This is a genomic window from Paenibacillus antarcticus (assembly GCF_001637225.1).
Classification (GTDB): domain Bacteria; phylum Bacillota; class Bacilli; order Paenibacillales; family Paenibacillaceae; genus Paenibacillus_AQ; species Paenibacillus_AQ antarcticus.
In genome coordinates this window covers 130,513-153,126 of the sequence record NZ_LVJI01000007.1, presented here as the reverse complement: position 1 = coordinate 153,126, position 22,614 = coordinate 130,513, and the positions used below count along the sequence as shown (strand labels likewise).

Annotated in this window: 19 protein-coding genes; 12 read left to right on the top strand and 7 right to left on the bottom strand. The window is 40.0% G+C overall.

Going from position 1 to position 22,614, the window contains the following annotated elements; translation table 11 throughout:
* Positions 1-15 precede the first annotated feature (15 nt).
* Complete coding sequence (locus PBAT_RS06430) at positions 16-774, top strand: PHP-associated domain-containing protein (RefSeq protein ID WP_068647709.1); 759 nt, start codon at positions 16-18, stop codon at positions 772-774.
* A 185-nt stretch (positions 775-959) separates the two neighbouring features.
* Here the strand turns inward: PBAT_RS06430 and PBAT_RS06425 are convergent, their stop codons facing one another.
* The 5 genes from PBAT_RS06425 to PBAT_RS06405 all read right to left on the bottom strand — a co-directional run bounded on the left by PBAT_RS06425 (position 960) and on the right by PBAT_RS06405 (position 6,165).
* Complete coding sequence (locus PBAT_RS06425) at positions 960-2,909, bottom strand: ABC transporter permease (protein ID WP_068647707.1); 1,950 nt, start codon at positions 2,907-2,909, stop codon at positions 960-962.
* Positions 2,899-3,660: an ABC transporter ATP-binding protein gene (locus PBAT_RS06420; protein ID WP_068647705.1), complete on the bottom strand. Its 762-nt coding sequence runs from the start codon at positions 3,658-3,660 to the stop codon at positions 2,899-2,901. The genes PBAT_RS06425 and PBAT_RS06420 overlap by 11 nt, the downstream gene beginning before the upstream one ends.
* 105 nt (positions 3,661-3,765) lie before the next feature.
* Positions 3,766-4,770, bottom strand: coding sequence for a sensor histidine kinase (locus PBAT_RS06415; protein WP_068647703.1), 1,005 nt, complete (start codon positions 4,768-4,770; stop codon positions 3,766-3,768).
* Positions 4,763-5,458 (bottom strand): response regulator transcription factor, encoded by a 696-nt coding sequence (locus tag PBAT_RS06410; protein WP_068647701.1) that lies wholly within the window; start codon positions 5,456-5,458, stop codon positions 4,763-4,765. The genes PBAT_RS06415 and PBAT_RS06410 overlap by 8 nt, the downstream gene beginning before the upstream one ends.
* Positions 5,459-5,562: 104 nt before the next feature.
* On the bottom strand, positions 5,563-6,165 hold the full coding sequence (locus PBAT_RS06405) for a TetR/AcrR family transcriptional regulator (RefSeq protein WP_068647699.1): 603 nt from the start codon (positions 6,163-6,165) through the stop codon (positions 5,563-5,565).
* A gap of 133 nt (positions 6,166-6,298) precedes the next feature.
* Between PBAT_RS06405 and PBAT_RS06400 the strand changes: the two genes are divergently transcribed.
* From PBAT_RS06400 to PBAT_RS06390, 3 genes are all read left to right on the top strand, one after another.
* Positions 6,299-7,570 carry an MFS transporter gene (locus tag PBAT_RS06400; RefSeq protein WP_068647697.1) on the top strand — a complete coding sequence of 424 codons (1,272 nt, stop codon included), beginning with the start codon at positions 6,299-6,301 and terminating at the stop codon, positions 7,568-7,570.
* Positions 7,571-7,694: 124 nt separating this feature from the next.
* The gene (locus PBAT_RS06395; protein ID WP_068647694.1) at positions 7,695-8,735 is read left to right on the top strand and encodes a stalk domain-containing protein; all 1,041 of its coding nucleotides are present in this window, start codon (positions 7,695-7,697) and stop codon (positions 8,733-8,735) included.
* Between the two features lie 381 nt (positions 8,736-9,116).
* Complete coding sequence (locus tag PBAT_RS06390) at positions 9,117-10,280, top strand: PsbP-related protein (RefSeq protein ID WP_068647691.1); 1,164 nt, start codon at positions 9,117-9,119, stop codon at positions 10,278-10,280.
* Positions 10,281-10,485: 205 nt separating this feature from the next.
* Here PBAT_RS06390 and PBAT_RS06385 read toward each other — a convergent pair whose 3' ends face one another.
* Positions 10,486-11,358, bottom strand: coding sequence for a pentapeptide repeat-containing protein (locus PBAT_RS06385; RefSeq protein ID WP_068647689.1), 873 nt, complete (start codon positions 11,356-11,358; stop codon positions 10,486-10,488).
* Positions 11,359-11,721: 363 nt separating this feature from the next.
* Positions 11,722-12,609: a TetR/AcrR family transcriptional regulator gene (locus PBAT_RS06380; RefSeq protein ID WP_068647687.1), complete on the bottom strand. Its 888-nt coding sequence runs from the start codon at positions 12,607-12,609 to the stop codon at positions 11,722-11,724.
* A 267-nt stretch (positions 12,610-12,876) separates the two neighbouring features.
* Here PBAT_RS06380 and PBAT_RS06375 point away from each other — a divergent pair, with 267 nt between their 5' ends.
* The 8 genes from PBAT_RS06375 (at position 12,877) to PBAT_RS06340 (ending at position 22,470) form a co-directional block, all read left to right on the top strand.
* Positions 12,877-14,373 (top strand): DHA2 family efflux MFS transporter permease subunit, encoded by a 1,497-nt coding sequence (locus PBAT_RS06375; RefSeq protein WP_068648087.1) that lies wholly within the window; start codon positions 12,877-12,879, stop codon positions 14,371-14,373.
* A 731-nt stretch (positions 14,374-15,104) separates the two neighbouring features.
* Positions 15,105-15,920 carry a MerR family transcriptional regulator gene (locus PBAT_RS06365; RefSeq protein ID WP_068647682.1) on the top strand — a complete coding sequence of 272 codons (816 nt, stop codon included), beginning with the start codon at positions 15,105-15,107 and terminating at the stop codon, positions 15,918-15,920.
* Positions 15,921-16,627: 707 nt separating this feature from the next.
* The gene (locus tag PBAT_RS06360) at positions 16,628-17,422 is read left to right on the top strand and encodes an ABC transporter ATP-binding protein (RefSeq protein ID WP_068647679.1); all 795 of its coding nucleotides are present in this window, start codon (positions 16,628-16,630) and stop codon (positions 17,420-17,422) included.
* Positions 17,423-17,475: 53 nt separating this feature from the next.
* Complete coding sequence (locus tag PBAT_RS06355; RefSeq protein ID WP_068647677.1) at positions 17,476-18,531, top strand: FecCD family ABC transporter permease; 1,056 nt, start codon at positions 17,476-17,478, stop codon at positions 18,529-18,531.
* Positions 18,532-18,536: 5 nt separating this feature from the next.
* Positions 18,537-19,565 (top strand): FecCD family ABC transporter permease, encoded by a 1,029-nt coding sequence (locus tag PBAT_RS06350; RefSeq protein WP_068648085.1) that lies wholly within the window; start codon positions 18,537-18,539, stop codon positions 19,563-19,565.
* Positions 19,566-19,716: 151 nt separating this feature from the next.
* On the top strand, positions 19,717-19,863 hold the full coding sequence (locus PBAT_RS25900) for a hypothetical protein (protein ID WP_246168331.1): 147 nt from the start codon (positions 19,717-19,719) through the stop codon (positions 19,861-19,863).
* Between the two features lie 66 nt (positions 19,864-19,929).
* Complete coding sequence (locus tag PBAT_RS06345) at positions 19,930-20,580, top strand: ABC transporter substrate-binding protein (RefSeq protein WP_248912412.1); 651 nt, start codon at positions 19,930-19,932, stop codon at positions 20,578-20,580.
* Between the two features lie 174 nt (positions 20,581-20,754).
* On the top strand, positions 20,755-22,470 hold the full coding sequence (locus PBAT_RS06340; RefSeq protein WP_068647674.1) for an ABC transporter ATP-binding protein: 1,716 nt from the start codon (positions 20,755-20,757) through the stop codon (positions 22,468-22,470).
* Positions 22,471-22,614: the final 144 nt, after the last annotated feature.

Genomic DNA, 22,614 nt, shown 5'->3' with positions numbered 1-22,614 from the left:
AGGAGTGGTTATGAAATGAGAATTGATTTGCATACACATGCTAAATGGTCAAAAAGTATTGATTTTTCCTATGATTATTTTCAGAATATGATGAAGGAGGCCGGCAAGAGTCAGTTGGATGCTATAGCGTTAACAGAACACTTCAACACACGTCGGTTCCACGAGATATACGATATCTTAGACCAGCATTGTAACTATGAAGGGGATCATTACGTTGTTGAAGGGGTAAAGGTATTCCCAGGAATTGAAGTTGATGTGCATGAGAAGGGTCATATTTTGTTGATTGGAACGAGGGAGAATATTGCTGCCGTTCGTTCGAGATTGGATGGGCATACGTCAGAAGGCACCTTTATTAAAATGGATAAATTAATGGATATGAGTGATGAGCATGCTTGTGTTAGCATTGGAGCTCATCCATTTCGTGACTTGAATCCTCTTTACCAAACGAATCCGGAAGTGCTGAAGCGATTGGATGCTTTCGATCTGAATGGTAGAGACTTGCATCATTACGGACTGAATATGGAGGGGAAAGTAACTAGTCTGGCAGAGCTCATCGGGTTACCCGTCGTCGCGGGAAGCGATACACATCAGCCGTTGCAATTCGGATGCGTGTATAATCAATTTGAACAAAGTTGTGATACGATTGACCAGTTACGTGAGGCCATACGGTTAGGCACTCATCATTATCACATTTCGCAGCATCTTCATTTGAAGGTAGGATCAGCAGAAGTAGAACAAGCTCAATACAAGAAGAGTTTGATAAGCATTCAGTAACAATGAGGCACGTTACGATGTGTGAAGACAGGAAGAATCGTGTCCTTCGCTCAACTCAAATGTAGTGGGGAACGAAAAAAAGCTCTATAACCCTGTGGAGAGGTTTATAGAGCGAGAAGTAACAACTGTAGCTAGAATGACCTGGCATATTTACAACTTGTCGAGCAGAAATTCTTTGATATTCTCTATCGTAGTGCCTCTTTAATCACCTTCTTGTAATAAAAGACGGATAGGATTCCGAAGATGGAGTACAGCGCTGTATACACGAGCATGACGATAATCATCGGTGTCCACAGCTCATTACCAAATAAGAACCCTCCCGATTGGATTGCAAAGTAGCTATGGAATAACCCAACGATCAAAGGAATTCCGAAATTAAAGATTTGTTTCACTTGGATACCTTTTAACAAATCGCCTTGCGTAAAACCGAGCTTTCTTAGAATGGTATAGTTGGACTTTTCATCTTCACATTCATCCATTTGTTTGAAGTACAGAATACATCCGGATGTAATTAGAAAGGTTAGCCCAAGGAATGCCACGATAAACATGATCAGTCCCATGTTTTGTTTCTGTTGGGTCATCATTTCAAGTTGAGAATCATTATCCCTATTCTTAAGGAAACCCATTTCCCGGAAAATTTCATCTGCTCTTTTAATATTAGCGTGATCCAATATGTCAATTCCGATATAAATCGAGGACTTCATTTGAATGGATGGGTTGATATCATTCTTCAGTCTTTCGAATACTGTTTTGTCTACAATAGCAACGGGTATGCCGCCATCCGTGAAATACCATGAGACAACCGTATCCTTGTTTAATCCGATAAATTGTTGCGGAATGACTTCGTGTTGACCCTTCAATTCAATGGGTCCAGCTTTTTTTAGAGACATAAATTTCTCTAGCATAGGACTATACCCCGTAAGGAGGGTTTCATCCGCAGATACTTGAATACCTTCAACCGATTCTTCACTAATCACAGGCAGAGGCACATTGTTCATATCTATATTCAATCCTTCGGTGAGTCTATCTATTACGTTCTCCATATTTACATTGACCTGAATGACATCAACCACTTTTTCGGTATACATCATTTTATTGGTGGTTAAGGCAGCTTTGAATTTCTCTGCATCTTGGATATTGGTGATTGAAAAATCTGCTGGGACAGATGTTTTGGCTGTTTGTTCTGCGGAGTAGTATGAGATATAACTTAAGGATAATAAACCAATGGCAAGTGCAGATACGGTCGTAATGATGGTTAGCAATACGGCATTCGATTTCATTCGAAACATAATGGAAGAGAGGGACAATACTTCATTAATATTTAAGTAACCATTTTTATTTTTACGTATGATATTAAATACAAAACGGACAGACCCTTTATAAAAAAGATACGTTCCAATGATGACGGATGCCAGAATCAGAATCATTTGAATAAATAGTTCGTTCATCTTGGTGAAGTCGCCACTAAATAATCTCGATGAAATATAATAGCCTAGAATGATCAATAGTATGCCAAGTAAGCCGATGATCATTTCAATAACGGACACTTTTTTCACTTTGCCTTCAGTCACAGAAGTCACTCTAAACAAGGATAGAATACTCTGTCTCTTGATAAATAAATAATTCATCAACATGATAAAGAGATAGATCACGAAGAATACAATCAGCGTCTGGATGAGTGCTTCATAAGAAAAATGAAGTGAAGTGATTCCCTCGACACCGAGCGTTTTAAATAGAATCATAATGATTAATTTGGATACGGAGAATCCTACAAAGATTCCTATCAATAATGATCCGAAATATAGGATGAAGTTCTCAGCAGTCAGGATTCGAAATATTCTGTTCTTGGTCATCCCTATTAACTGAAACAGACCAATTTCCTTACTACGTCTTTTAATAAAAATGGTATTCGCATATAAAAGAAAGATAGAAACAATAGCGATAAGTAAGACGGATGCTGCTTTAATCGCAGCGCCTCCTTTTATAGACCCTTTTGTAGCATCCATAGAGGGATCAAATTGCAATGTGACGAATGCGAAGTAGAGGGCGGAGCTAAAGATTAAGGCAAATACATATAGGTAATAATTCTTCAGATTCTTCCTCAGATTGCGAAACATGAGTTGATTAATACTCATTCTGCACCCCGCCTAACACACCTTGGGTTTTCATGATGTCTTTAAAGAACGTCTGTCTTGTTTCTTCCCCTTTATTTAATTGCGTATAGATTTGCCCATCCTTTATAAAAATCACTCGACTGCAATAACTAGCGGCCACCGGATCATGAGTAACCATAACAATCGTTGCTTTTCGTTTCTGATTGAGTTCACTCAGTTTGTTCAATAGATCGGATGCGGACTTAGAATCCAGCGCACCTGTCGGTTCATCAGCAAAAATAATGCTTGGTTCGTGAATGAAAGCTCGTGCGGCGGAAGTGCGCTGTTTTTGGCCACCCGAAATTTCATTTGGATACTTGTTCTTCAGATCAGCTATCCCCAGTTCAGTCGCCAGAGCCTGGAATCGTTGATCAGCTTCTTTCCTAGGTGTCTTTGTGATCGATAAGGGTAGAAGAATGTTCTCTTTAACCGTGAGCGTATCTAATAGATTATATTCCTGAAAAATAAAACCTAAATGATTCTTACGGAATTCAGCTAGTTGCTTTTCCTTCATGCCGGAAATCTCTTTGCCTTCGATTTTAATGGAACCATCGCTGATCTTATCAATCGAGGAGAGGACGTTGAGTAATGTCGTCTTTCCTGAACCAGATGCGCCCATAATACTAACGAACTCACCTTCTTCAATACTTATATCCAGACCACTTAATACGGATTGCTTATTAAATTTATTGCCATAACTCTTATGAATTTTAGTTGCTTCTAGAATAACCATCTCGACACACTCCCTTTTGCTTTCTCAATAAACTTAGTATAAAAGGGTTTGCCTTCACTTTCCTGCGATTGAGCGAACAAAACAACGAAGCATGTGACATTGTTGTCACACGCTTGTGATACGTACGAATTCATTTTTTTGGGGAAAAGTTAATGTCACGATTGTACCGTTTCCGATTGCTGATTCCACATGGATAAGAATGAGTAATGACTGTGCTGCTTTCTTGGCTAAGTATAGCCCCATGCCTGTTGCAGCAGTGTCTTGATGCATGGTTGTGGATGTAAATCCTCTATCGAAAATACGTGATAAATCCTTGGGGTCAATACCGCGCCCACAATCCTTCACTTCTAGGATAGTCTGATCCGCTCGTTGATAACTACTAATCGAGATATCGGAAGCTTGGCTATATTTCACGGCGTTGGTTAAGAGTTGTCTTAGAATAAAAGCCAACCATTTGGCATCACTAAGCACTTCCGGTACTTGTATGTCGATATCAAACCCGATGCCTTTGTGGATGCACCATGATTGTAAGGTTTTAATTTCATCGAAGATAATCGCTTCTAAATCGGTATGTTCAATATACAAGTCATTCTCAATAAACGGGATACGTCTTTGGTGGAGCTGTTGGTCAAGTAGGAGATGGATTCGCAGCCATTCATAAGTTAAATGAGTCTTCATCATTTCGTCGTCTATGCGGTCGATCATTAAATGCATGGCTGTGAGTGGCGTTTTTACTTCATGAATCCAAGCGAGTAAGTCATCTTTCTCTTGTTCTAACGTCATAAGATTATGCGAAGCTGTCTGTTTAAGCAGTTCAGTTTGGTTCGTCATACTGGCTTCAATGATTTGTTCAAAGGGACTTTCGGGTCCTGCTATACTCGTTAAATCAAGATTGTTATCCCTTGCTTCTAGACTTCTATAAAATTTCGTCTCTTTACTGTAGCGAATAACGAAGAAGATCGAAAAAAGGATCATCGATAAAAAAACCAAATAGAGCATGGACTGTAGGGGGATCGTCGGATCAATAAAAGTGACAAATAGGATCAATAGCTGCTGTGCTATAAATAGCATGATCCAGCTGCGTCTTTCCGTTATGTACTTTCTAATCATATCCATTGACCTCTTCAACTGCCATATAACCTTGTCCAACTTTTGTCTCAATACAAGAGCCTAATCCAATCTCATCAAGCCTTTTTCGTAGACGATTGACGTTGACGGTGAGGGTGTTATCACTAACAAACCGTTTGTCATCCCACAAGCTATTGATTAACTCCTCACGACTTACGATCTTATTCTTCTGTTCGATCAGCATTTTTAATACGAAAATTTCATTCTTCGTTAGTTCAATCGATCCAGTGTCATTGGTGACTATATTTCGTTCATAATCGACCGTTGCGCCGCACCATGTCTTGAGTTCGATGACGTCTGTATTGTAATTGTATACACGTCGAAGTGTCGCTTGTACTTTGGCAATGAGTACATCGAAATGAAAAGGTTTCTGGATATAATCATCTGCCCCAAGTTGCATAGCCATGACGATATCTGTCGGGTGATCACGAGAAGATAAGAATATAATTGGAATGTTTGAATGAGATCGGATCATTCTACACCAATGAAAGCCATCGAATTTAGGCAATTGAATGTCAATAACGACTAAGTCTGGTTTGATTTCTGTGAATTCTTGAATGACTTTACTGAAATCGGATATCCCATACACATCATAGGACCATTGCGATAATCTATCTTTGATCTCATGAAATAACGTTGTGTCATCTTCAATTAATAGGAGTTTAAACAAATCGGTTCACCACACTTTTGGGTCATTTTACAATAATTGTATAGGAAAACCTGTGTGTAAGCTAGGATCCTGATTGTAATATGAATCTTTCTTCACACGAAACACTACTCAGGTGTGCGTAGACATACCTGTTGTAGATAAGCAGAGAAGTTCTCAATATTCATCTGCATATGTCGATTGTTACCTTCGAGTTTGCTCATCATGACGCCACCTTCCATGATGGAAAGGGTGAAGGTGGCAAGCGCATCAATATCGAGATCCGCCTTGAATTCTCCGCTTTCGACACCTTCAGATATAATCCCTTTGAGAGCATCGAGTGTATTTTTTAAACCCTGCTGGGCTCTTTGTCGTAAGCCTGGATGACTGTCGTCACTTTCAACAGCCGTGTTGAGTAGTGGGCATCCTCCAATAAAAGGCGGGTCATCAACTACATTCTCGTATACGTGTAAATTGGCTAACAGTTTACCGGAGGCTGTTTCCTGCTGGTCAATCGCTTGTGTGAAGTGGCTCCCCACGATGTTACCGGCATAGTTATAAGCTTCAAGAGCAATCTCATCTTTACTTGCAAAGTGGCGGTAAATACCGCCTTTTTTAATGCCTGTTATCTCTGTTATATCTGATAGGGATGTGCCTGAATATCCCTTTTGGTTAAATAACTCAGCGGCTTTAGCAATAATAAGGTTGCGGGTATTCTCGCCTTTTTGCATTGTCATCCCCCGTTACAATGAAATCTTACAATTATTATATCAAATGAAGTTGTCATATTGAAAAGTATAGCATATAATCATTAAAAAGATACCGATCGGTATCTTTTGTGGTAGTATAAGGGAGGGGAAAGCAATGAATGCAACATGGTTCAAAGAACCCAAGTATGCGTGGGTTGGGTTAGGATCGCTGTGGATTATAGGATTTATTGGTGCCTTGACGCGCTTCAGTATGGCTTATTTTCAAGTGAAAATATCTGAGGACTTAGAGATCAGCAGGGGATTCATTTCTATGACTTGGTCAACTAATATGTTGATTACAGCGCTATGTGCACCTTTAGGGGGTTGGCTTGTAGATCGCTATGGTGCCAAAAAGGTGTTGTTGATAAGCGCAGCTATGGGCACATTGGGAACGGGTATTGTCGTGATAGGGGAACATTCCACTGTCTTCTTTATTGGATATGCAGTGATCTCTGGACTGGCTGGCATTGGGGCGACGACAACGTATTTATTGATGTTTGAATGGTTCTCGCATCATCGGGCCAAAGCGATGGCGCTACTGACGAGCGCTAACTCTATAGGTTTAGCGATTACTACACCAATCTTTGTGTCCCAGAGCTGGCTGACTTGGAAGGATGCCTTTCTGACCTCATTTGTCCTGAGTATTCTCATTTCACTTCCTTTTATTATGTTGGGTGTTAAGGGTTCTCAGCAGAGCAAAGTAACGACAGCCAAAGTGGATGGATCGATCGAAGCTGAAAATCACGATCACGATAAACCACATACAGATACAGTCGCTCCATCACTCAAGAGCTCAGGTCATCTGCCTATTTTTATTCTGGTCGCGATCGCATTGTTCACCTGTGGCATCAACATGGGTACTGTCGAGATGAACTTGGTCGCCATCCATCAGATGGCTAATGTTTCGCCCAGCATGATCGCTCTATCGATGAGTATACTTGGTATACTGGAAATTATAGGGTCGTTTGCCTTCGGATTTTTACTGGATCGATTTAATAAGTTGGTCATGATGGCTATGTTGTTTGGCATACGGATTATGGGCTTTGCCTTCCTCTTTATGCATCTGGGCTGGTCACCGATTCTGTTCGCAATAGCATTCGGCATGACCTATTTAAGCGTAATTCCAGGAGGATTTCTTATCGTCAATGAATATGCGAAAGGTAAAGGGAAACAAATGGGTTTCCTATTTATTTTCCATCAGGGGGGTGCTATTCTAGGCGCATTAATCGGAGGATTATCATTCGATTATTTTAAAAACTATCAAGTGTTAATCGGATTTGACGTCGTTATATGTATCCTCGTAACAGTGGGTTTTGTATCCTTATACCTCTCTCGAAGACGAAGTCATCGGCTTCACGATGTTCAACATGTGAAAGTTTCTGCTTGAGGAATCAAGTTCAAGTGTAACTTCATCTTGCTTATTTACATAATAGTCAATAATTGAAACAGAACTAATCAACCTCGTTGTCGTACCAATAGATGAACTTATCAAACAACGAGGTGATGACAACATGACGATAAAAAAGGGCGCAATGCTACTTCTACTACTTACAGCTATTGCGTATTCAGCCCCAGCTCATGCGGACACGTTGCCGCAGACGCCAGTTACGGACATTTATTTAGATGACCGCAAGCTTCAGCTTGAAGTCCAACCGGTGCTCATAAACGATACAGTGCTCGTTCCGATGCGGCAGTTATTTGAAGATCAGGGAGCTAAAGTTACTTGGAATAAAGATACCCAAACAGTTAAGGCGACCAAGGGAGATATGGTGATAACCTACCGTATTGGAGAGCGAACAGCCTATAAGAATGGACAATCGCTAAGCTTGAACGTTCCCGGCCAACTGAGTGATGGTTATACGATGATGCCGCTACGTTTTGTGAGCGAAGCTCTCGGTAATACAGTGAAGTGGGATGCCAACACTCGGAGCATCCGAATATTCTCTTCTACTAAAGTTGCATTCGATACAAAGATTCTCTATGGGGTCAATCTGCGAAGTCAGCCTAATTCCACGAATGATTCTATCATCCGAGAAATGCTACCTGTAGGTGAGAAGGTACATGTTATCCAAGAAGTTAGTGCGATGTGGTTAGAAATTCGAACCCGTGACAATAAGACTGGATATATTTCGGCGAAGCCTAAATACAGCGATTATACGAGTGCGTCACTCGCTGATCGACAAGCGGACGAGTTGATCGCTTACGGAGAGAAGTTCTTGAATAGACCGTATGAATTTGGTGCTGCTACAGATCAGACGCTAACATTTGACTGTTCTTCTTTTGTCAGTCGTCTCTTTAAGGACAAGCTGTCGATCGATCTCCCGCGTGTCTCTTATAACCAAGCCAAAGAGGGCAAGAAAGTTGAGATTAACGATTTGCGTAAAGGTGACTTGTTGTTCTTCAGTGCACGGGGTCTCGACATAGGCCATGTGGCTATCTATGTAGGCAACAATCGGGTTTTACATACGTATTCGAAGGAACTCGGCGTTCATTATGAAACGTTAGATGACAAGTGGATGAACCGGTTCGTGACGGCTCGCAGAGTATTTTAGATAAGACACTAATGAGTACATCCACACTCATTTGGTTGTTTTAGGTGAAGTTGAAGTCATTGGCTCTGTTGGTATATTGCTTCCCACAATTGACGATATCAGGCTTGAAATTTGAGCATCCATGTCCGTCGTATGAAACAATACTTGAAAGGCCAACTGAAGCCGAGATATGGACATTTTCCTCGAACAAATGGTCCATATGTTCTTTTTATGGTGTTTGCGGGAACAAGTAAGTTGCATAAGCTGGGTTTTCAGCTTGATGGAATTCGAGTCAAATAATAAGGCACCCTCATCATTAAGAGGGTGCCTTATTATTTGATTCGATACATCTAATCAACACTGCAATTGTGATTGGAAATAATTTCTATGGGGTAATGGTAAATGTTAACTTTAATTTTGCGAAATATTAATCAACAACAGGAAGAGGAGAACACAATGACGAGTAACATGCGACTTAAGTTAATTCTACTCACAGCCATCGTGGTAACAGGAGTTCTATCTGGATGCGCTGGAAAAGAAGGGGAAGTGTCTACTACACAAGTTAGTCCTGATCAACAACAATCTAACAACACAACAAATGATAGCAAAACACCGGAACTTAAAGGAACGGTGATTAAAAACGCTAATGAAGATGTCCAATTAACCTTTCCGACGGATTGGAAAGAAAGCAAGGAATTGAACGATATTGCTATCATCGCCAGCGCTAACGAATCAAAGTTGAAATATGCCATGGTTATTGCGAATCAAAAAAGTGATTTCTCCGAAGGTGCAACTTTGGATGATTTTGTAAATATATTTAAAGAAAATACAAAAGTTACTGTAAAGGAAATGGAAATACTGAGCACGAAAGATATTGAGATCGACGATGCTTCAGCACGCTTGGTAGAATTTACGGGTGTGGTTAATATGAGTAAGGTTCATTATTTGGTAGCGTTAATTGAAAAAAATAATCGTTTTTACCAAATTATTAGTTGGTCCTCTGAGGCTAAATTTTCTAACCATAAGGACGAATTTCTGCAGATTATTCAGTCATTTCAGGTTCTGAAGGAAGATGACAGCTTAAGCTTATCACCGGCCATTAAACCGGATCAAGGCACGACTTCAGAAATAAAAAGCAAGAGTGGTCTGGTGGCCATCAACCTCCCTACTAATTGGGTTGAACAAACGAATCTGATGCCGGATGCGGATATTCAGGCCTCCAGAATAGTGACGGAGGATTATGTGGGCGTCATATCCGAAGGAAAGGAAAACTTTGGAAAATTGGAAGATTATCATAAATTGATAGTGGATGGTCAAGAGAATGGTGGTGCATTGAAGAACCTGAAGATTAGTGATCCTATCAAGATTAAAGTTGACGAAAGAGATGCTCTCGAATTTGAGGTTACTGGCGAAGTCAATAAGGTCAAAGTTGGATATTTGATTACGCTGGTTGATCATCCAAAACATTTTACGCAGGTTATTTTCTGGACGATTGATCAGTACTTCAAAGATAGGAAGCCAGTGTATCAAGGTATTACCCAAACACTTACTCTTAATGAGAAATAGTGAGCTAGGTCAATTTTTAATGTATGTTTCAATTATGTTTGCATCATAAAAACCATACTGTCGTGTGTATCCAAAGTATTAAGCATAGTAATACAAAGTATAGTAAATCAAAGCATAGATAACTTAAAATTGTCCCCTACCTATTTGAGAGTAAACCTCAAATAGGTAGGGGACATTTTCCTTCAGTCTTATAACGTAATTGGCTTTATACTGCTGACCAATGCATTGGGCGAGTGATCGATGGGGGCAATTTTGTATCGTCATCGCCCTTCGCCCCGTTGACCTGGAATTGTGTGAGAAAGATACTCCCAGTAAGGTCGGCACCGCTGATATTAGCGTCTCTGAAATCAGCACCGATGAGGTCCGCGTATCTGAGGTCCGCGCCTCTGAGGTCCGTGGCAATTAAGTAGGCACCTCTCAAGTTGGCGGCTCTGAGATTAGCTCCTTTGAGATTGGCCCCGATGAGATCAGCTCCTCGGCCGGGATTTTTCTGACGCCTTGGGGCGTTTTTTTTCTTGTGCTCTGTCTCTGCCCGAACAAGTTCGCTGGTCCGTAGAAGTAGTGCATTGATAACTGCTCGGTGTGCTAGCATGTCTAGCTCTACTAGACTATTGGGACTGAGTTGAGTGAGGCGTTCCGTCTCCTCAAACGCGGTGATTACCTCACTATGAATCGACCGGGCTGCTTGCAACGTCATGGCTTCGCTTAAGTACCAGAGTAACTCATGGAGTTGCCGCATGATCGATAACACTTCGAACATCTGCTTCGCGGTTCCTGGCGCTTGTCGCCAGTCTTGTCCGCCATAAGTAACTTGGGAAACCTTTTGCCCTGCTCCGAAGCAGTCAAATACAGTGCAACCTCGAAAGCCCTGCTGCCTGAGGGTTGTGTGAATACCGCAGCGAAAGTCGGGTTGCAGGTTGTGGCAGGGTTGACCTGCATCTTTGTCGATTGCGAAGTCTACCGAGGCTGCGAAGGGCAGTGCGGCACAACACAAGCCGAAACAGTTCTCGCAGTCAGCCTGTAGACTATCGCGACTCCAATCTTGGTAGGATTCTGAATATTCGTGATTCTCAGACAATATGAGTGCTCCTTTGTGCTTCATCGTTATCAATTAGTATAGAGTAGTACTGAATATCGCACCTGTCAATCTTTGTATATATTCATGAAGCCACTCCAATTATTTATACGGAGTGGCTTCGTCTTTATAATTCTTTTGAAATCATCGTATTACTGCGTAATTGGAGGGAAATCCTGTTTGAATAGAAATGTGGAAGGGTGATATCTTGCTTAGCGCTAGATAAGAGCGCAAAACCATATGATCTATTCGGAAATACGATTAAGTTAGCAGTAAACCCCGGCAAATGTTACCGGTACCGCCGACAATAGCATCATAATATACCCAAAAAACCACGCTATGATATGGCGTGGTTAGCTAGGTTCATTAAATCATCTTACATAATATCGTCTGGTAATGTTCGAATTCTTTCGTTTCATTAATATGAGGGCACGTTTTCAAAGATAACAAGGCACTTTCAATTAAGAAAACCCGTGGTTCTTTATGATTCATGATTTCCTCTTGGATGAAGAGTAACAACTTAAGATAGCTAGCCTGGTTAAGGTTATTTGCTGTGAAGACTTTTTCAATAACTTTTTTCAAACTGAGTGTTGCATAAGAAAATTCATTATTAAAAAAATCATTGTAGTCTGAATTTGGCAACAGAGTATGTAATTTATCCGGTGAGAAGAGTTGGAGTCCCTTTGCACTTACATCTTCTAGAATCGTTGTTATACATGCCATACAATAATCGATAATCTGTTTTAGGGAAATGGGTTCATTCATAGCATGACTTGTTTGATGAATATTTGGCAGAAGTGCTGCAAATAGTATGGCACAATCCAACAAATAAGGTTTCCTATCCTCAGGGAATATGTTAATGAAGCGATCGTGTACCCAGTTTAAGAATAAAAATCTGGATTGTTTAATAAATAGGATCAAATCTGGATCATTTGAGACGATAGCATCCTCTATAAGTTGCAACATTTTATTTTTTCGATTGGATTCCATCGTGAGATAAATTTGCTGGGTAAATATATGTATATCATCAAGATCCTCCCCAATAAGCAAGGCATCTCGGTCTTCTTTAACCTGGCTGTGAATGGACGTGAATATAGCTTTAAAGAGCTCGCCTTTGGAAGGAAAGTAATTATAGAAAGAACCTTTTGAAATTCCGCTATGATTCAAAATATCCTGAATAGATGTTGCATGATATCCTTTTTCAATAAATAATTCATGCGCTTTATGAACAACATGTTCTTTTCGCTTATTCATCGCTATGCCCCTTTAACTGGACTCATATTCTAGATTAGACTAGCTTATTTCCACTTCTATTACAATGGAATCCGAAGGATTGTAAAATCAAATGCGAATGGGCATGATAATGCTTAAAGTTCTTCCACCTTGTAAAAGAGGAAATAAAAGTGTATCATATATCTCACTGTAACTCGAGTCCAAAATTGAACTAATGGTATTATTTGTTGGTCGTGAACACAATTATAGGAGGTTACGAATCTAGAAACAATGGGAGAAGATAACATAATGAAAGAACAACAAACTAAAAGTAAAGCGTCATATGGCGTTTTAGCCATTCTTATGATTGGTGCATTCGTTGCATTGCTAAGCAATACACTGCTTAATATAGCCTTGCCATCTCTCATGAAAGAATTCGATGTGAGTGCTTCAACAGTACAGTGGTTAATGACGGGGTATATGTTAGTTAATGGTGTTATGATACCGTCAACTGCCTTTTTAATTCAAAAATATACGGCTAGACGGCTGTTCTTAATTGCGATTGGATTATTTGCAATAGGTACACTAATTGGTGGATTTGCACCGAGCTTTCCTATTCTGTTGACGGCTAGAATGATTCAAGCCTCAGGGGCAGCAATCATGATGCCATTATTGATGAACGTATTATTTACGACATTTCCACCTGAGAAACGTGGATCTGCCATGGGGATGTTCGGGTTAGTAATGATCTTTGCACCGGCCATCGGACCTACACTATCGGGATGGATTATTCAGCACTATCGCTGGCCAGTACTATTCCATATCATCTCACCAATTGCAATATTGGTGTTCATATTAGCTTTATTTAAACTGCATGATAAGAAAGAAAAAGTTGAGATTAAGTTAGATGTTCTTTCCATTATCTTATCCGCTATCGGATTTGGTGGGATTTTATACGGGTTCAGTTCTGCTGGGAATAAAGGATGGGATTCACCGGTAGTATACTCTACCCTCATTATTGGAGCAATTGCATTGGTTCTATTCATTACACGTCAATTCAAATTGAAACAACCAATGCTCGATTTCAGAGTGTATAAATATCCTATGTTCGCCTTATCATCAGCGATTTCAGTTACATTGAATATGGCGATGTTCTCTGCCATGATGTTAATGCCGATTTACCTACAAAGTATTAGACAAATCTCACCGCTCGATTCAGGATTACTTATGTTACCTGGAGCATTAATTATGGGCGTAATGTCTCCAATCACAGGTAAAATATTTGATAAATTTGGAGCAAGAGTATTATCGATCTTAGGTTTAGCGATCGTGATCATTACAACGTACTTCTTCAGTGAATTGACGATTACTACAGAATACATGACATTGATGACGTTGTATTCCGTAAGAATGTTCGGTATATCTATGGTTATGATGCCAGTCATGACGAATGGCTTGAATTCCATTCCGGCCAAATATACACCACATGGTACAGCCATGAATAGTACCATTTCACAAGTATCAGGGGCTATTGGAGGTGCGTTACTGGTTACCATCATGTCCACGCGCACTGCAACACATGCGAAAGCCATTGGGGAAGCGGCGATGAGTAAACTAACGACACAACCTTCAGAAAGCGTTGCTGCAGAAATGAAACAACAGATCATTTCGCAAGCTACTATAGAAGGAATCAACGATGCGTTCTTAGTATCTGCTTTTGTAGCGGCTGTTGCCTTAATCCTTGCCTTCTTTATCAAAAGAAGTAGACCGGCTGAGCAACCTAAACAAGAGAAAGTCGTTGGTTAGGTAAGAGCAGCGGTAGTTCACTATAATCCTTCTGTCAGAGGAGAAGGATATAAGAGAAGGCACTCAATCCATGGGATCGAGTGCCTTTTTTGTGTGTTTATAAATGATTTTCTTAACTTAGATAAGATGGTTCACCATAAAGAAGCTATAATTGAAATAATACTGAAAGTCCATAATACGGCGGTAATTAAGGGGATGAACGGATGATCTTTTTGTTTTCGAGCATATAAGTAGACGCAGAAAATCATTAAAATGATGGGTATGAACAACAGGGTGTTAAGCAGGTATAAGTAATGGCCTGAATGAGTATGTTCCATTGTCATTGTAGCTAGATGTTTAGGAAATAGATGAAATAAGCTCCCTAGGATATGAATAACTAAGCTTAACAATACAGCACCCAATGAAATCCATAACATCAATTTATTCTTCTGAATCATTTTCGATTCCTCCATGTAAACGCCACTTGCGTTAGTGTCACAACAATATTAACAATATTAAGTTACAATTCCACACTATCCTATAAAATTTATCCATTTCTGCAATGAGTTTATAGTACCACGATTAGAGATATAACTGTAGTTCAACTCAGCATGGTTCTAAGCTCCAAATAATGTTTAAAACTTCCCATTCTGCATAGGGGTAGGTGATTTTTATATTATTTCTTGACTCTATCACTGTGTCATACTTCATTCTATATATGAGCTCACAATTTACCGGTAGAAAGGATAACTATGTTTAGAATAGGTGATTTCTCAAAACTGTCGAGAATTAGTATCCGGATGCTACGACATTATCATGATGTAGGTCTGCTTATTCCAGATCATACGGATGATTTCACAGGCTATCGCTATTACCATGCGGCACAATTAATGGTTGCTAACAGAATTCAGGTTCTTAAGGGCATGGGGTTTGGCATTCCTACGATTGGGCAGATGCTCAAAGCATATGACGATGAGGAGAGTCTACGGAAGTATCTCGTGATTCAACACGCACAAATGAAAGAGGAGGAGGAAGTATTGCAGAAGAAACTGGCGCTCCTCCAGAACACTATTCTCAGATTGGGAAAGGATTGTGGAAATATGAACTACGATGTTATTTTAAAAGAAATACCGCAGAGATATGTTGCAAGTCTTAGAGATGTTATTCCTGCATATGATCAAGAGGGTGAGCTGTGGTCACGCTTAGAGAAGGAAGTAGGAGATAGTCTACAATTTGCCAATCCATGCTACAGTATAGCTGTATTTCACGATGAAGGGTATAAAGACAGCGACGTGGATATTGAAATCCAGCTATCCGTCACTGGAAGCTATAAGGATACGGAACATGTCCGTTTCAAAAAGGTTGCTCCGATCACAGTTGCTTCGGCCATGCTTACGGGGAGTTATGCTTTACTTAGTGAAGTCAATGTCTCGTTAGCGAATTGGATTTCAGATCATAATTATGAATCTGATGGTTCAATGTTTAACATCTATCATGTTGGGCCATCAATGGAGCAGAATCCGAATAACTGGGTTACTGAGGTATGTTATCCCGTGAGAAAATTGTAGGTTTGATTCGGTTCTAAAATAGGATACTGCACAGCAAAAGGCCACTACGTGTAAGTGGCCTTTTGCTATACCCTGTACTCAAATATAAGTGCCTTTATTTTATTTTTCCACAACTATCCATACCATAAATTATCATTTCGGTACTATTAAAATTTATGGAACATGGTCTTTGTAGGAGAGCGTATTCCGATATTATCGTCTTATAAGGAGGTAGTATCAAGATAAATTGAAAGCTAGACAGACCATCTAACAAAGGATATGTAAGAAGTAACCTGTTTCACTAGGCTATTCAGTTTATGGGGTAACTTACTTAAATTCATTACTGTAAAGGTCTGGGGGATTTCCTTGACCATTACTGCGCCATTCAGAGGAGAGATGTGGATGACGTTAGACTCATTGTTAGAACAGGTTGTTTCATCTATAAGTAGATATTTATTCTAATCATTTTCATTCGGGATATCATTTAAAACCCGTTTTTATTAATTCAATATACTATCAATATGATAATATTCGGCAAAATGCGTCCCTTCTATTCTTGTTGACAATTAATAATGAAGTACTTTACTATGATACTTATTGTGAATGATAATCATTTTCATTTAGAATTGAAATATATGTTAATTCACTTGTTTTGTAAGTGGAATTTCTATAGCCGACGAACTCGTAAATCGAGTGAGCTTGATATAAAAAAGGGAGGATAATGAAAAATGGGGGTTCTTAATGTAGATCGAATAGCAACCGGGTATTTAAACAAGCTTATTATCAATGATTTAACGGTTTCTATCCCTGAAAATAAAATAACGACTATCATTGGTCCGAATGGTTGTGGGAAATCGACTTTACTGAAAGCTATTTCACGTGTGTTGAAAACGAAAAGTGGTGCGGTCTACCTCGACGGACGTGCCATCCATCAGTTAGAAACGAAAGAAGTTGCAAAGAGGATGGCGATTTTGCCACAAACGGCATCGGCACCCGAGGGATTAACTGTTTTTGAACTCGTATCTTATGGTCGCTTTCCGCATCAGAAGGGGTTCGGCTCATTAAAAAAAGAAGATTATAAATTTATCTATTGGGCGCTTGATGTAACTGGATTAAATGAGTTTAAGGATCGTCCGATTGAAGCCTTATCTGGTGGGCAAAGACAGCGTGTGTGGATTGCAATGGCGCTCGCACAAGGCACTGAAATACTTATTCTTGATGAACCGACTACCTATTTGGACTTAGCGCATCAACTGGATATCTTACTCCTTTTACAACGACTAAAGGAGGAGGAAGGTCGGACCATTGTCATGGTGCTTCACGACTTGAATCACGCCTCACGCTTCTCTGATTATATGATTGCTATGAAGGATGGCACATTGATGATAGAGGGGACGCCGGATGAAGTAATGACTTGTCCAAATTTACAAAATGTATTTAATATAGATGCCAGCATGGCAACCTGTCCATTTAGTAATAATCCGATATGTCTATCCTATCAATTATTTCAGAAAAACAGATAATTTACTTTCTTAATCGTAAGATAACAGAAAGTTTAGTAAGAAGGAGGAAGTGTATGTCTACTCGAGCAGAAGTTTCTGCCGAAATAGAAGCGTTAACAGAAACAAACAAGCAATCCCGACCTATTATGGCAATTATAATTTTATTTGGAGGCATTTTTGCATTACTTGTTTCCATTGCAATGTCCATTTCATTTGGGGCTGCGGACATTGAGTTAGCAACGGTGTGGACAGCTGTGTTTCATTTCAATCCTGATTTAACACCTCATCAAATTATTCGAGAAATACGTATGCCACGTGTTCTTGGAGCTGCGATGGTAGGCTCATGTTTTGCTGTGGCGGGTGCGCTTATGCAAGGGATGACAAGGAATCCACTGGCAGATTCGGGTCTATTGGGTCTTAATGCGGGTGCAGCTTTTATGCTAGCACTATGTTTCGCTTTTTTTCCAGGGTTACCAATTATGTATCTGATTATGTATTCCTTTTTGGGTGCTGGATTAGGTGCTGCAATTGTTTATGGAATCGGTTCGCTGTCACGTGGTGGTTTGACACCTATGCGTCTTGTACTTGCTGGGGCAGCGGTAAGCGCATTATTGGGTGCGCTTAGCGAAGGAATCGCTCTTTATTTTCGGATTGGTCAGGATCTAGCTTTCTGGTATGCCGGGGGTGTGTCTGGTACAAAATGGATTAATCTTCAAGTGATGGCCCCATGGATCATTATTGCAATGATAGGTGCAATCATTATTTCTAAGTCTATCACCTTATTGAGTCTTGGAGATGAAGTGGCGATTGGGCTTGGTCAAAAAACAAAGACCATTAAAGTGTTTGGGATGCTCATCGTTCTCGTGTTGGCTGGATCTGCTGTTTCGGTTGTTGGTGCGGTTGGTTTTGTAGGCTTGATTGTACCTCACCTTACCCGTCTAATTATCGGTCACGATTATCGCTGGATTATTCCTTGCTCTATCGTAATTGGTGCGCTTTTGGTCGTGTTGGCTGATCTCGCAGCTAGAATGATTAATCCTCCATATGAGACGCCTATTGGAGCGTTGATTGCTTTAATTGGGGTCCCATTCTTCTTGTATCTTGCACGAAGAGGAGGTAGGGAGCTGTGAAGGAAATCGTATTTGTCTCCAAAGATCAACATCAGGCAAAGACTCGAAACCTTGTTATCATCGGTATTCTTGCGCTGCTTATTGTCATTACTTTCGTTATCAGTATGAATACGGGATTTATTAAGTTAACGCCGCTTGAAGTCATTCGAACGCTATTTGGCTATGGCACAGAGAAGCAACACCTTATTTTATTTGAATTTCGATTACCACGGATTGTTATTTCAGTATTAGTAGGAATGGGACTTGCAGTATCTGGTTGTGTTTTGCAAGGAATATCTCGTAATGCGTTGGCTGATCCCGGAATATTGGGCATTAACGCAGGGGCAGGTCTCGCTGTTATGTTATACATATCCTTTTTTCCAACGACTACATCCGTCCCTGTCTTTTTCCTGCCGGTATTGGCATTCTCTGGTGCAGGTATAACAGCGATTATTATTTATTCGTTAGCTTATAAACGTAATGAAGGAATTTCGCCAATGAGGTTGATCCTTACGGGTGTAGCAGTAGCAGCTGGGATTAGTTCAATCATGATTGTGTTAACACTTCGACTCAGTCCGGAGAATTATCAATTTCTTGCTACTTGGTTAGCGGGTAGTATTTGGGGATCGAATTGGAAATTTGTCCTTGCCTTATTACCATGGACACTCGTACTCATTCCATTCGTATTCTCCAAAGCACGTGTATTGAATGTGTTTAATTTAGGTGATATAACGGCTACAGGACTAGGCGCATCGATTGAGAAAGAGCGGCGTGTATTACTTGCTGCAGCTGTTGGACTAGCAGGAGCAAGTGTGTCCATAAGTGGTGGAATCGGTTTTGTAGGACTGATTGGTCCCCATTTGGCACGCCAGTTAGTTGGATCGAGGCATCAATTTTTGATCCCAGCGGCTGCACTGTCCGGAGGACTATTAGTTCTTATTGCGGATACACTGGGTCGGTGGATCTTACAGCCATCAGAGATTCCAGCTGGAATTGTCGTGGCAGTGATAGGCGCACCATACTTTCTTTACCTGCTGTCGCGCTTGAAAGATTAGTAAGATAGATTGAACTAAAGACGAACCCCCATATTCATGATTCTCTAGAATGGATTGAACTTGTGAGTGTGAGCTTTAGTTCAATCTATATAGATAACAAGTTCAATAAATAATAATATTAATTATTTTCAATTAACGAGGAGGAATTTTAATGTTTAAAAATATATCTTTTATCTTTGGTCTGCTATTGGTTATGTTAGCAATAATGATTACCGCTTGTGGTAGTAAGGGAGCCCAATCTTCTGAAAGTAACAAAAGCAGCGAAGAAGGGAAAGTAGAAGAGGTTGTAAGTGAATAACCCCAGACTCGAACAGTAAAAACGGTTAACGGAGATATTGTAATTCCAGCAAATGCTAAAAGAATTGTGGTAGATAGTTATTTGCCAACGTTGCTTTTATTGGATGTAAAACCCGTAGGTGCAACTCAAGTAGATATTGAAAATGTACATATCCAGAATCTCAACGCTAATATTGAAAGTACCGGTGAGAATTCTTTCGAGAAGATATTGGCATTACAACCCGATTTAATCATTAGTTCGGATATTGAGAAGAGTTCATTTGAGAAATTTTCCAAAATGGCTCCAACCATTATTATTCCTTATGAAACATATAGTGATGTACACGAAGAAGTAAGGGCTATTGGGCAGATGCTTGGCAAGGACACTTATCTCTATGGCGATGGTATTTATAAGGGCGGGCAAGCCATTTATAAACAACTTCAGTTAACTCCACCCAAGCGTATTAAAGAAGAGTTGATCGATAAAGGGGAGTCATACAAACAGGTGTCTTTCGAAGTGCTAACGGATTATGCGGGCGACTACATCTTTTTTGATATATCAAATGGTGGTTCGTTAGATAAGAATGATCCCGTGTGGCAATCTGTTGATGCAGTCAAAAAAGATGATGTATTCTATCTCGATGAAAAACGCTTTCGTACATATGATCCGATTGCTGTGCTAAATCAAGCGGAAGAAGGGGCTGATATGCTTGTTGCTAAGAAACAAGGTCAGAAATAAGACTAGTCTCACATATCATATAAGTTCATTTTGTCCAAAAAAGAATACACGTTTGTCCATTTCTTCAGAGTAAGGGATAGGCTATATTCAATGTATGAGAATGATTATTAATATCAGAAATAGCAGAAGTGAAATAAAATACTATTCAATAAATAGGTTAGGAGTCGATACATTTTGTTAAAACGTTTCTTCTCTTACTACAAACCCTATCGAAGGCTATTCATCTTGGACTTTTCCTGTGCGATTATAGCAGCATTATTGGAACTTGCCTTTCCTTTAGCTGTCCATCGTGTAGTGGATGATTTATTGCCTAGCTCGAACTGGAGTTGGATCTTATGGGGATGTGCATCATTATTAGGAATATATATTATTAGTTCGGCTCTCCATTATGTTGTCACCTACTGGGGACATAAGCTAGGCATTAATATAGAATCCGATATGCGAAAAGATCTTTTTACTCATGTACAGAAGTTATCATTCCGCTTTTTTGATAATAATAAAACAGGTCATTTAGTATCCAGAATGACAAATGATTTGATGGATATTGGTGAAATCGCACATCATGGACCTGAGGATCTATTTATCGCAATCATGACGCTTTCAGGCGCATTTGTAATCATGCTTACAATAAATTGGCAATTAGCAATACTTACTTTTATTGTTGTGCCACTTATTATCTGTCTTTCCTTGTATTTCAGTAAAAAAATGTCTAAAGCATTTACACGTTTCTTTGCAGATATCGCTGATTTTAATGCGCGTGTAGAAAATAATGTAAGTGGAATGCGCGTTGTTCAAGCGTTTGCTAATGAAGAGCACGAAATCGCTCAATTCAATGAAAATAATGGACGTTTTCGAGATTCGAAATTGATTGCCTACCGGATTATGGCTTGGAATTCGTCGATTAGTTATATTCTTATGAAATTCGTCACGTTGTTTGTTCTGCTGTGCGGTACATGGTTTGTTATTAATAAACAAATGACATACGGAGAGTTTCTTGCTTTTGTTCTTCTATCGAACGTATTTTTAGGACCGATTCAACAAATCAATGCAGTTATTGAAATGTATCCCAAAGGAGTTGCTGGATTCAAACGTTATGTAGAGATGCTTGAGACAGAGCCAGATGTAGCGGATGCGCCCAATGCAATAGCTGTCTCACATTTAGAAGGAAATATAAAATTCCAAGATGTGTCGTTTGGTTATGAAGGTAAAGAGAATGTGTTAGTAAATATTACTTTAACGATTCAGGCAGGTGAAACAGTAGCACTTGTTGGACCATCAGGCGCTGGTAAAACAACGATCTGTAGTTTGTTACCTCGCTTCTATGATGTGAACAGCGGATCTATAATGATCGATGGGATTGAGACCCGACAAATGACACTTGAATCCCTTCGCTCTCAGATAGGAATTGTCCAACAGGATGTCTTCCTATTTGATGGGACGATTCGGGAGAATATCGCTTATGGCAAGTTAGATGCTTCGGAAGAGCACATATGGGAAGCTGCTAGAAGAGCGCAGTTGGAGGAAGTCATCATGTCCCAATCTGAAGGAATGGATACATTGATTGGTGAGCGAGGCGTCAAACTGTCTGGTGGACAAAAACAACGGCTATCCATTGCTCGAATGTTCCTTAAAAATCCATCTATTCTGATCTTAGATGAAGCAACATCTGCACTGGATACAGAAACAGAGGTTGCGATTCAACAGGCATTAACTGAATTATCAGAAGGGCGAACTACACTTGTCATTGCACATCGTTTAGCAACGATTAAAAATGCGGATCGCATTGTCGTAGTAACGGAGGATGGGATCGTCGAGCAAGGAAGTCACCATGAGTTATTAGCTGCAGAAGGAGCCTATAACAGACTTCACCAAGCGCAATTTGGAGTCTAGGAAGTGGAGGGATAAGGGAGAAGACGGGATGTTAAGTGCATTCCGGTTTTCCTTGTTCATATGTATTATTTTCAAAGATGAACAAGGCATCGAAACGACGAAGCCAGATTGGATATCTTAAGGAACTCGATATTAGAATGAACC

Excerpts from the sequence above, each read along its gene's own strand:
- PBAT_RS06405 (WP_068647699.1), bottom strand. The coding sequence starts at position 6,165 with ATGCAAAAAGGCGAGAATACCCGCAACCTTATTATTGCTAAAGCCGCT.
- PBAT_RS06355 (WP_068647677.1), top strand. The coding sequence starts at position 17,476 with ATGTCTACTCGAGCAGAAGTTTCTGCCGAAATAGAAGCGTTAACAGAA.
- PBAT_RS06380 (WP_068647687.1), bottom strand. The coding sequence starts at position 12,609 with ATGAATAAGCGAAAAGAACATGTTGTTCATAAAGCGCATGAATTATTT.
- PBAT_RS06375 (WP_068648087.1), top strand. The coding sequence starts at position 12,877 with ATGAAAGAACAACAAACTAAAAGTAAAGCGTCATATGGCGTTTTAGCC.
- PBAT_RS06430 (WP_068647709.1), top strand. The coding sequence starts at position 16 with ATGAGAATTGATTTGCATACACATGCTAAATGGTCAAAAAGTATTGAT.
- PBAT_RS25900 (WP_246168331.1), top strand. The coding sequence starts at position 19,717 with ATGTTTAAAAATATATCTTTTATCTTTGGTCTGCTATTGGTTATGTTA.
- PBAT_RS06360 (WP_068647679.1), top strand. The coding sequence starts at position 16,628 with ATGGGGGTTCTTAATGTAGATCGAATAGCAACCGGGTATTTAAACAAG.
- PBAT_RS06400 (WP_068647697.1), top strand. The coding sequence starts at position 6,299 with ATGAATGCAACATGGTTCAAAGAACCCAAGTATGCGTGGGTTGGGTTA.
- PBAT_RS06390 (WP_068647691.1), top strand. The coding sequence starts at position 9,117 with ATGTTAACTTTAATTTTGCGAAATATTAATCAACAACAGGAAGAGGAG.
- PBAT_RS06365 (WP_068647682.1), top strand. The coding sequence starts at position 15,105 with ATGTTTAGAATAGGTGATTTCTCAAAACTGTCGAGAATTAGTATCCGG.
- PBAT_RS06425 (WP_068647707.1), bottom strand. The coding sequence starts at position 2,909 with ATGAGTATTAATCAACTCATGTTTCGCAATCTGAGGAAGAATCTGAAG.
- PBAT_RS06415 (WP_068647703.1), bottom strand. The coding sequence starts at position 4,770 with ATGATTAGAAAGTACATAACGGAAAGACGCAGCTGGATCATGCTATTT.
- PBAT_RS06420 (WP_068647705.1), bottom strand. The coding sequence starts at position 3,660 with ATGGTTATTCTAGAAGCAACTAAAATTCATAAGAGTTATGGCAATAAA.
- PBAT_RS06395 (WP_068647694.1), top strand. The coding sequence starts at position 7,695 with ATGACGATAAAAAAGGGCGCAATGCTACTTCTACTACTTACAGCTATT.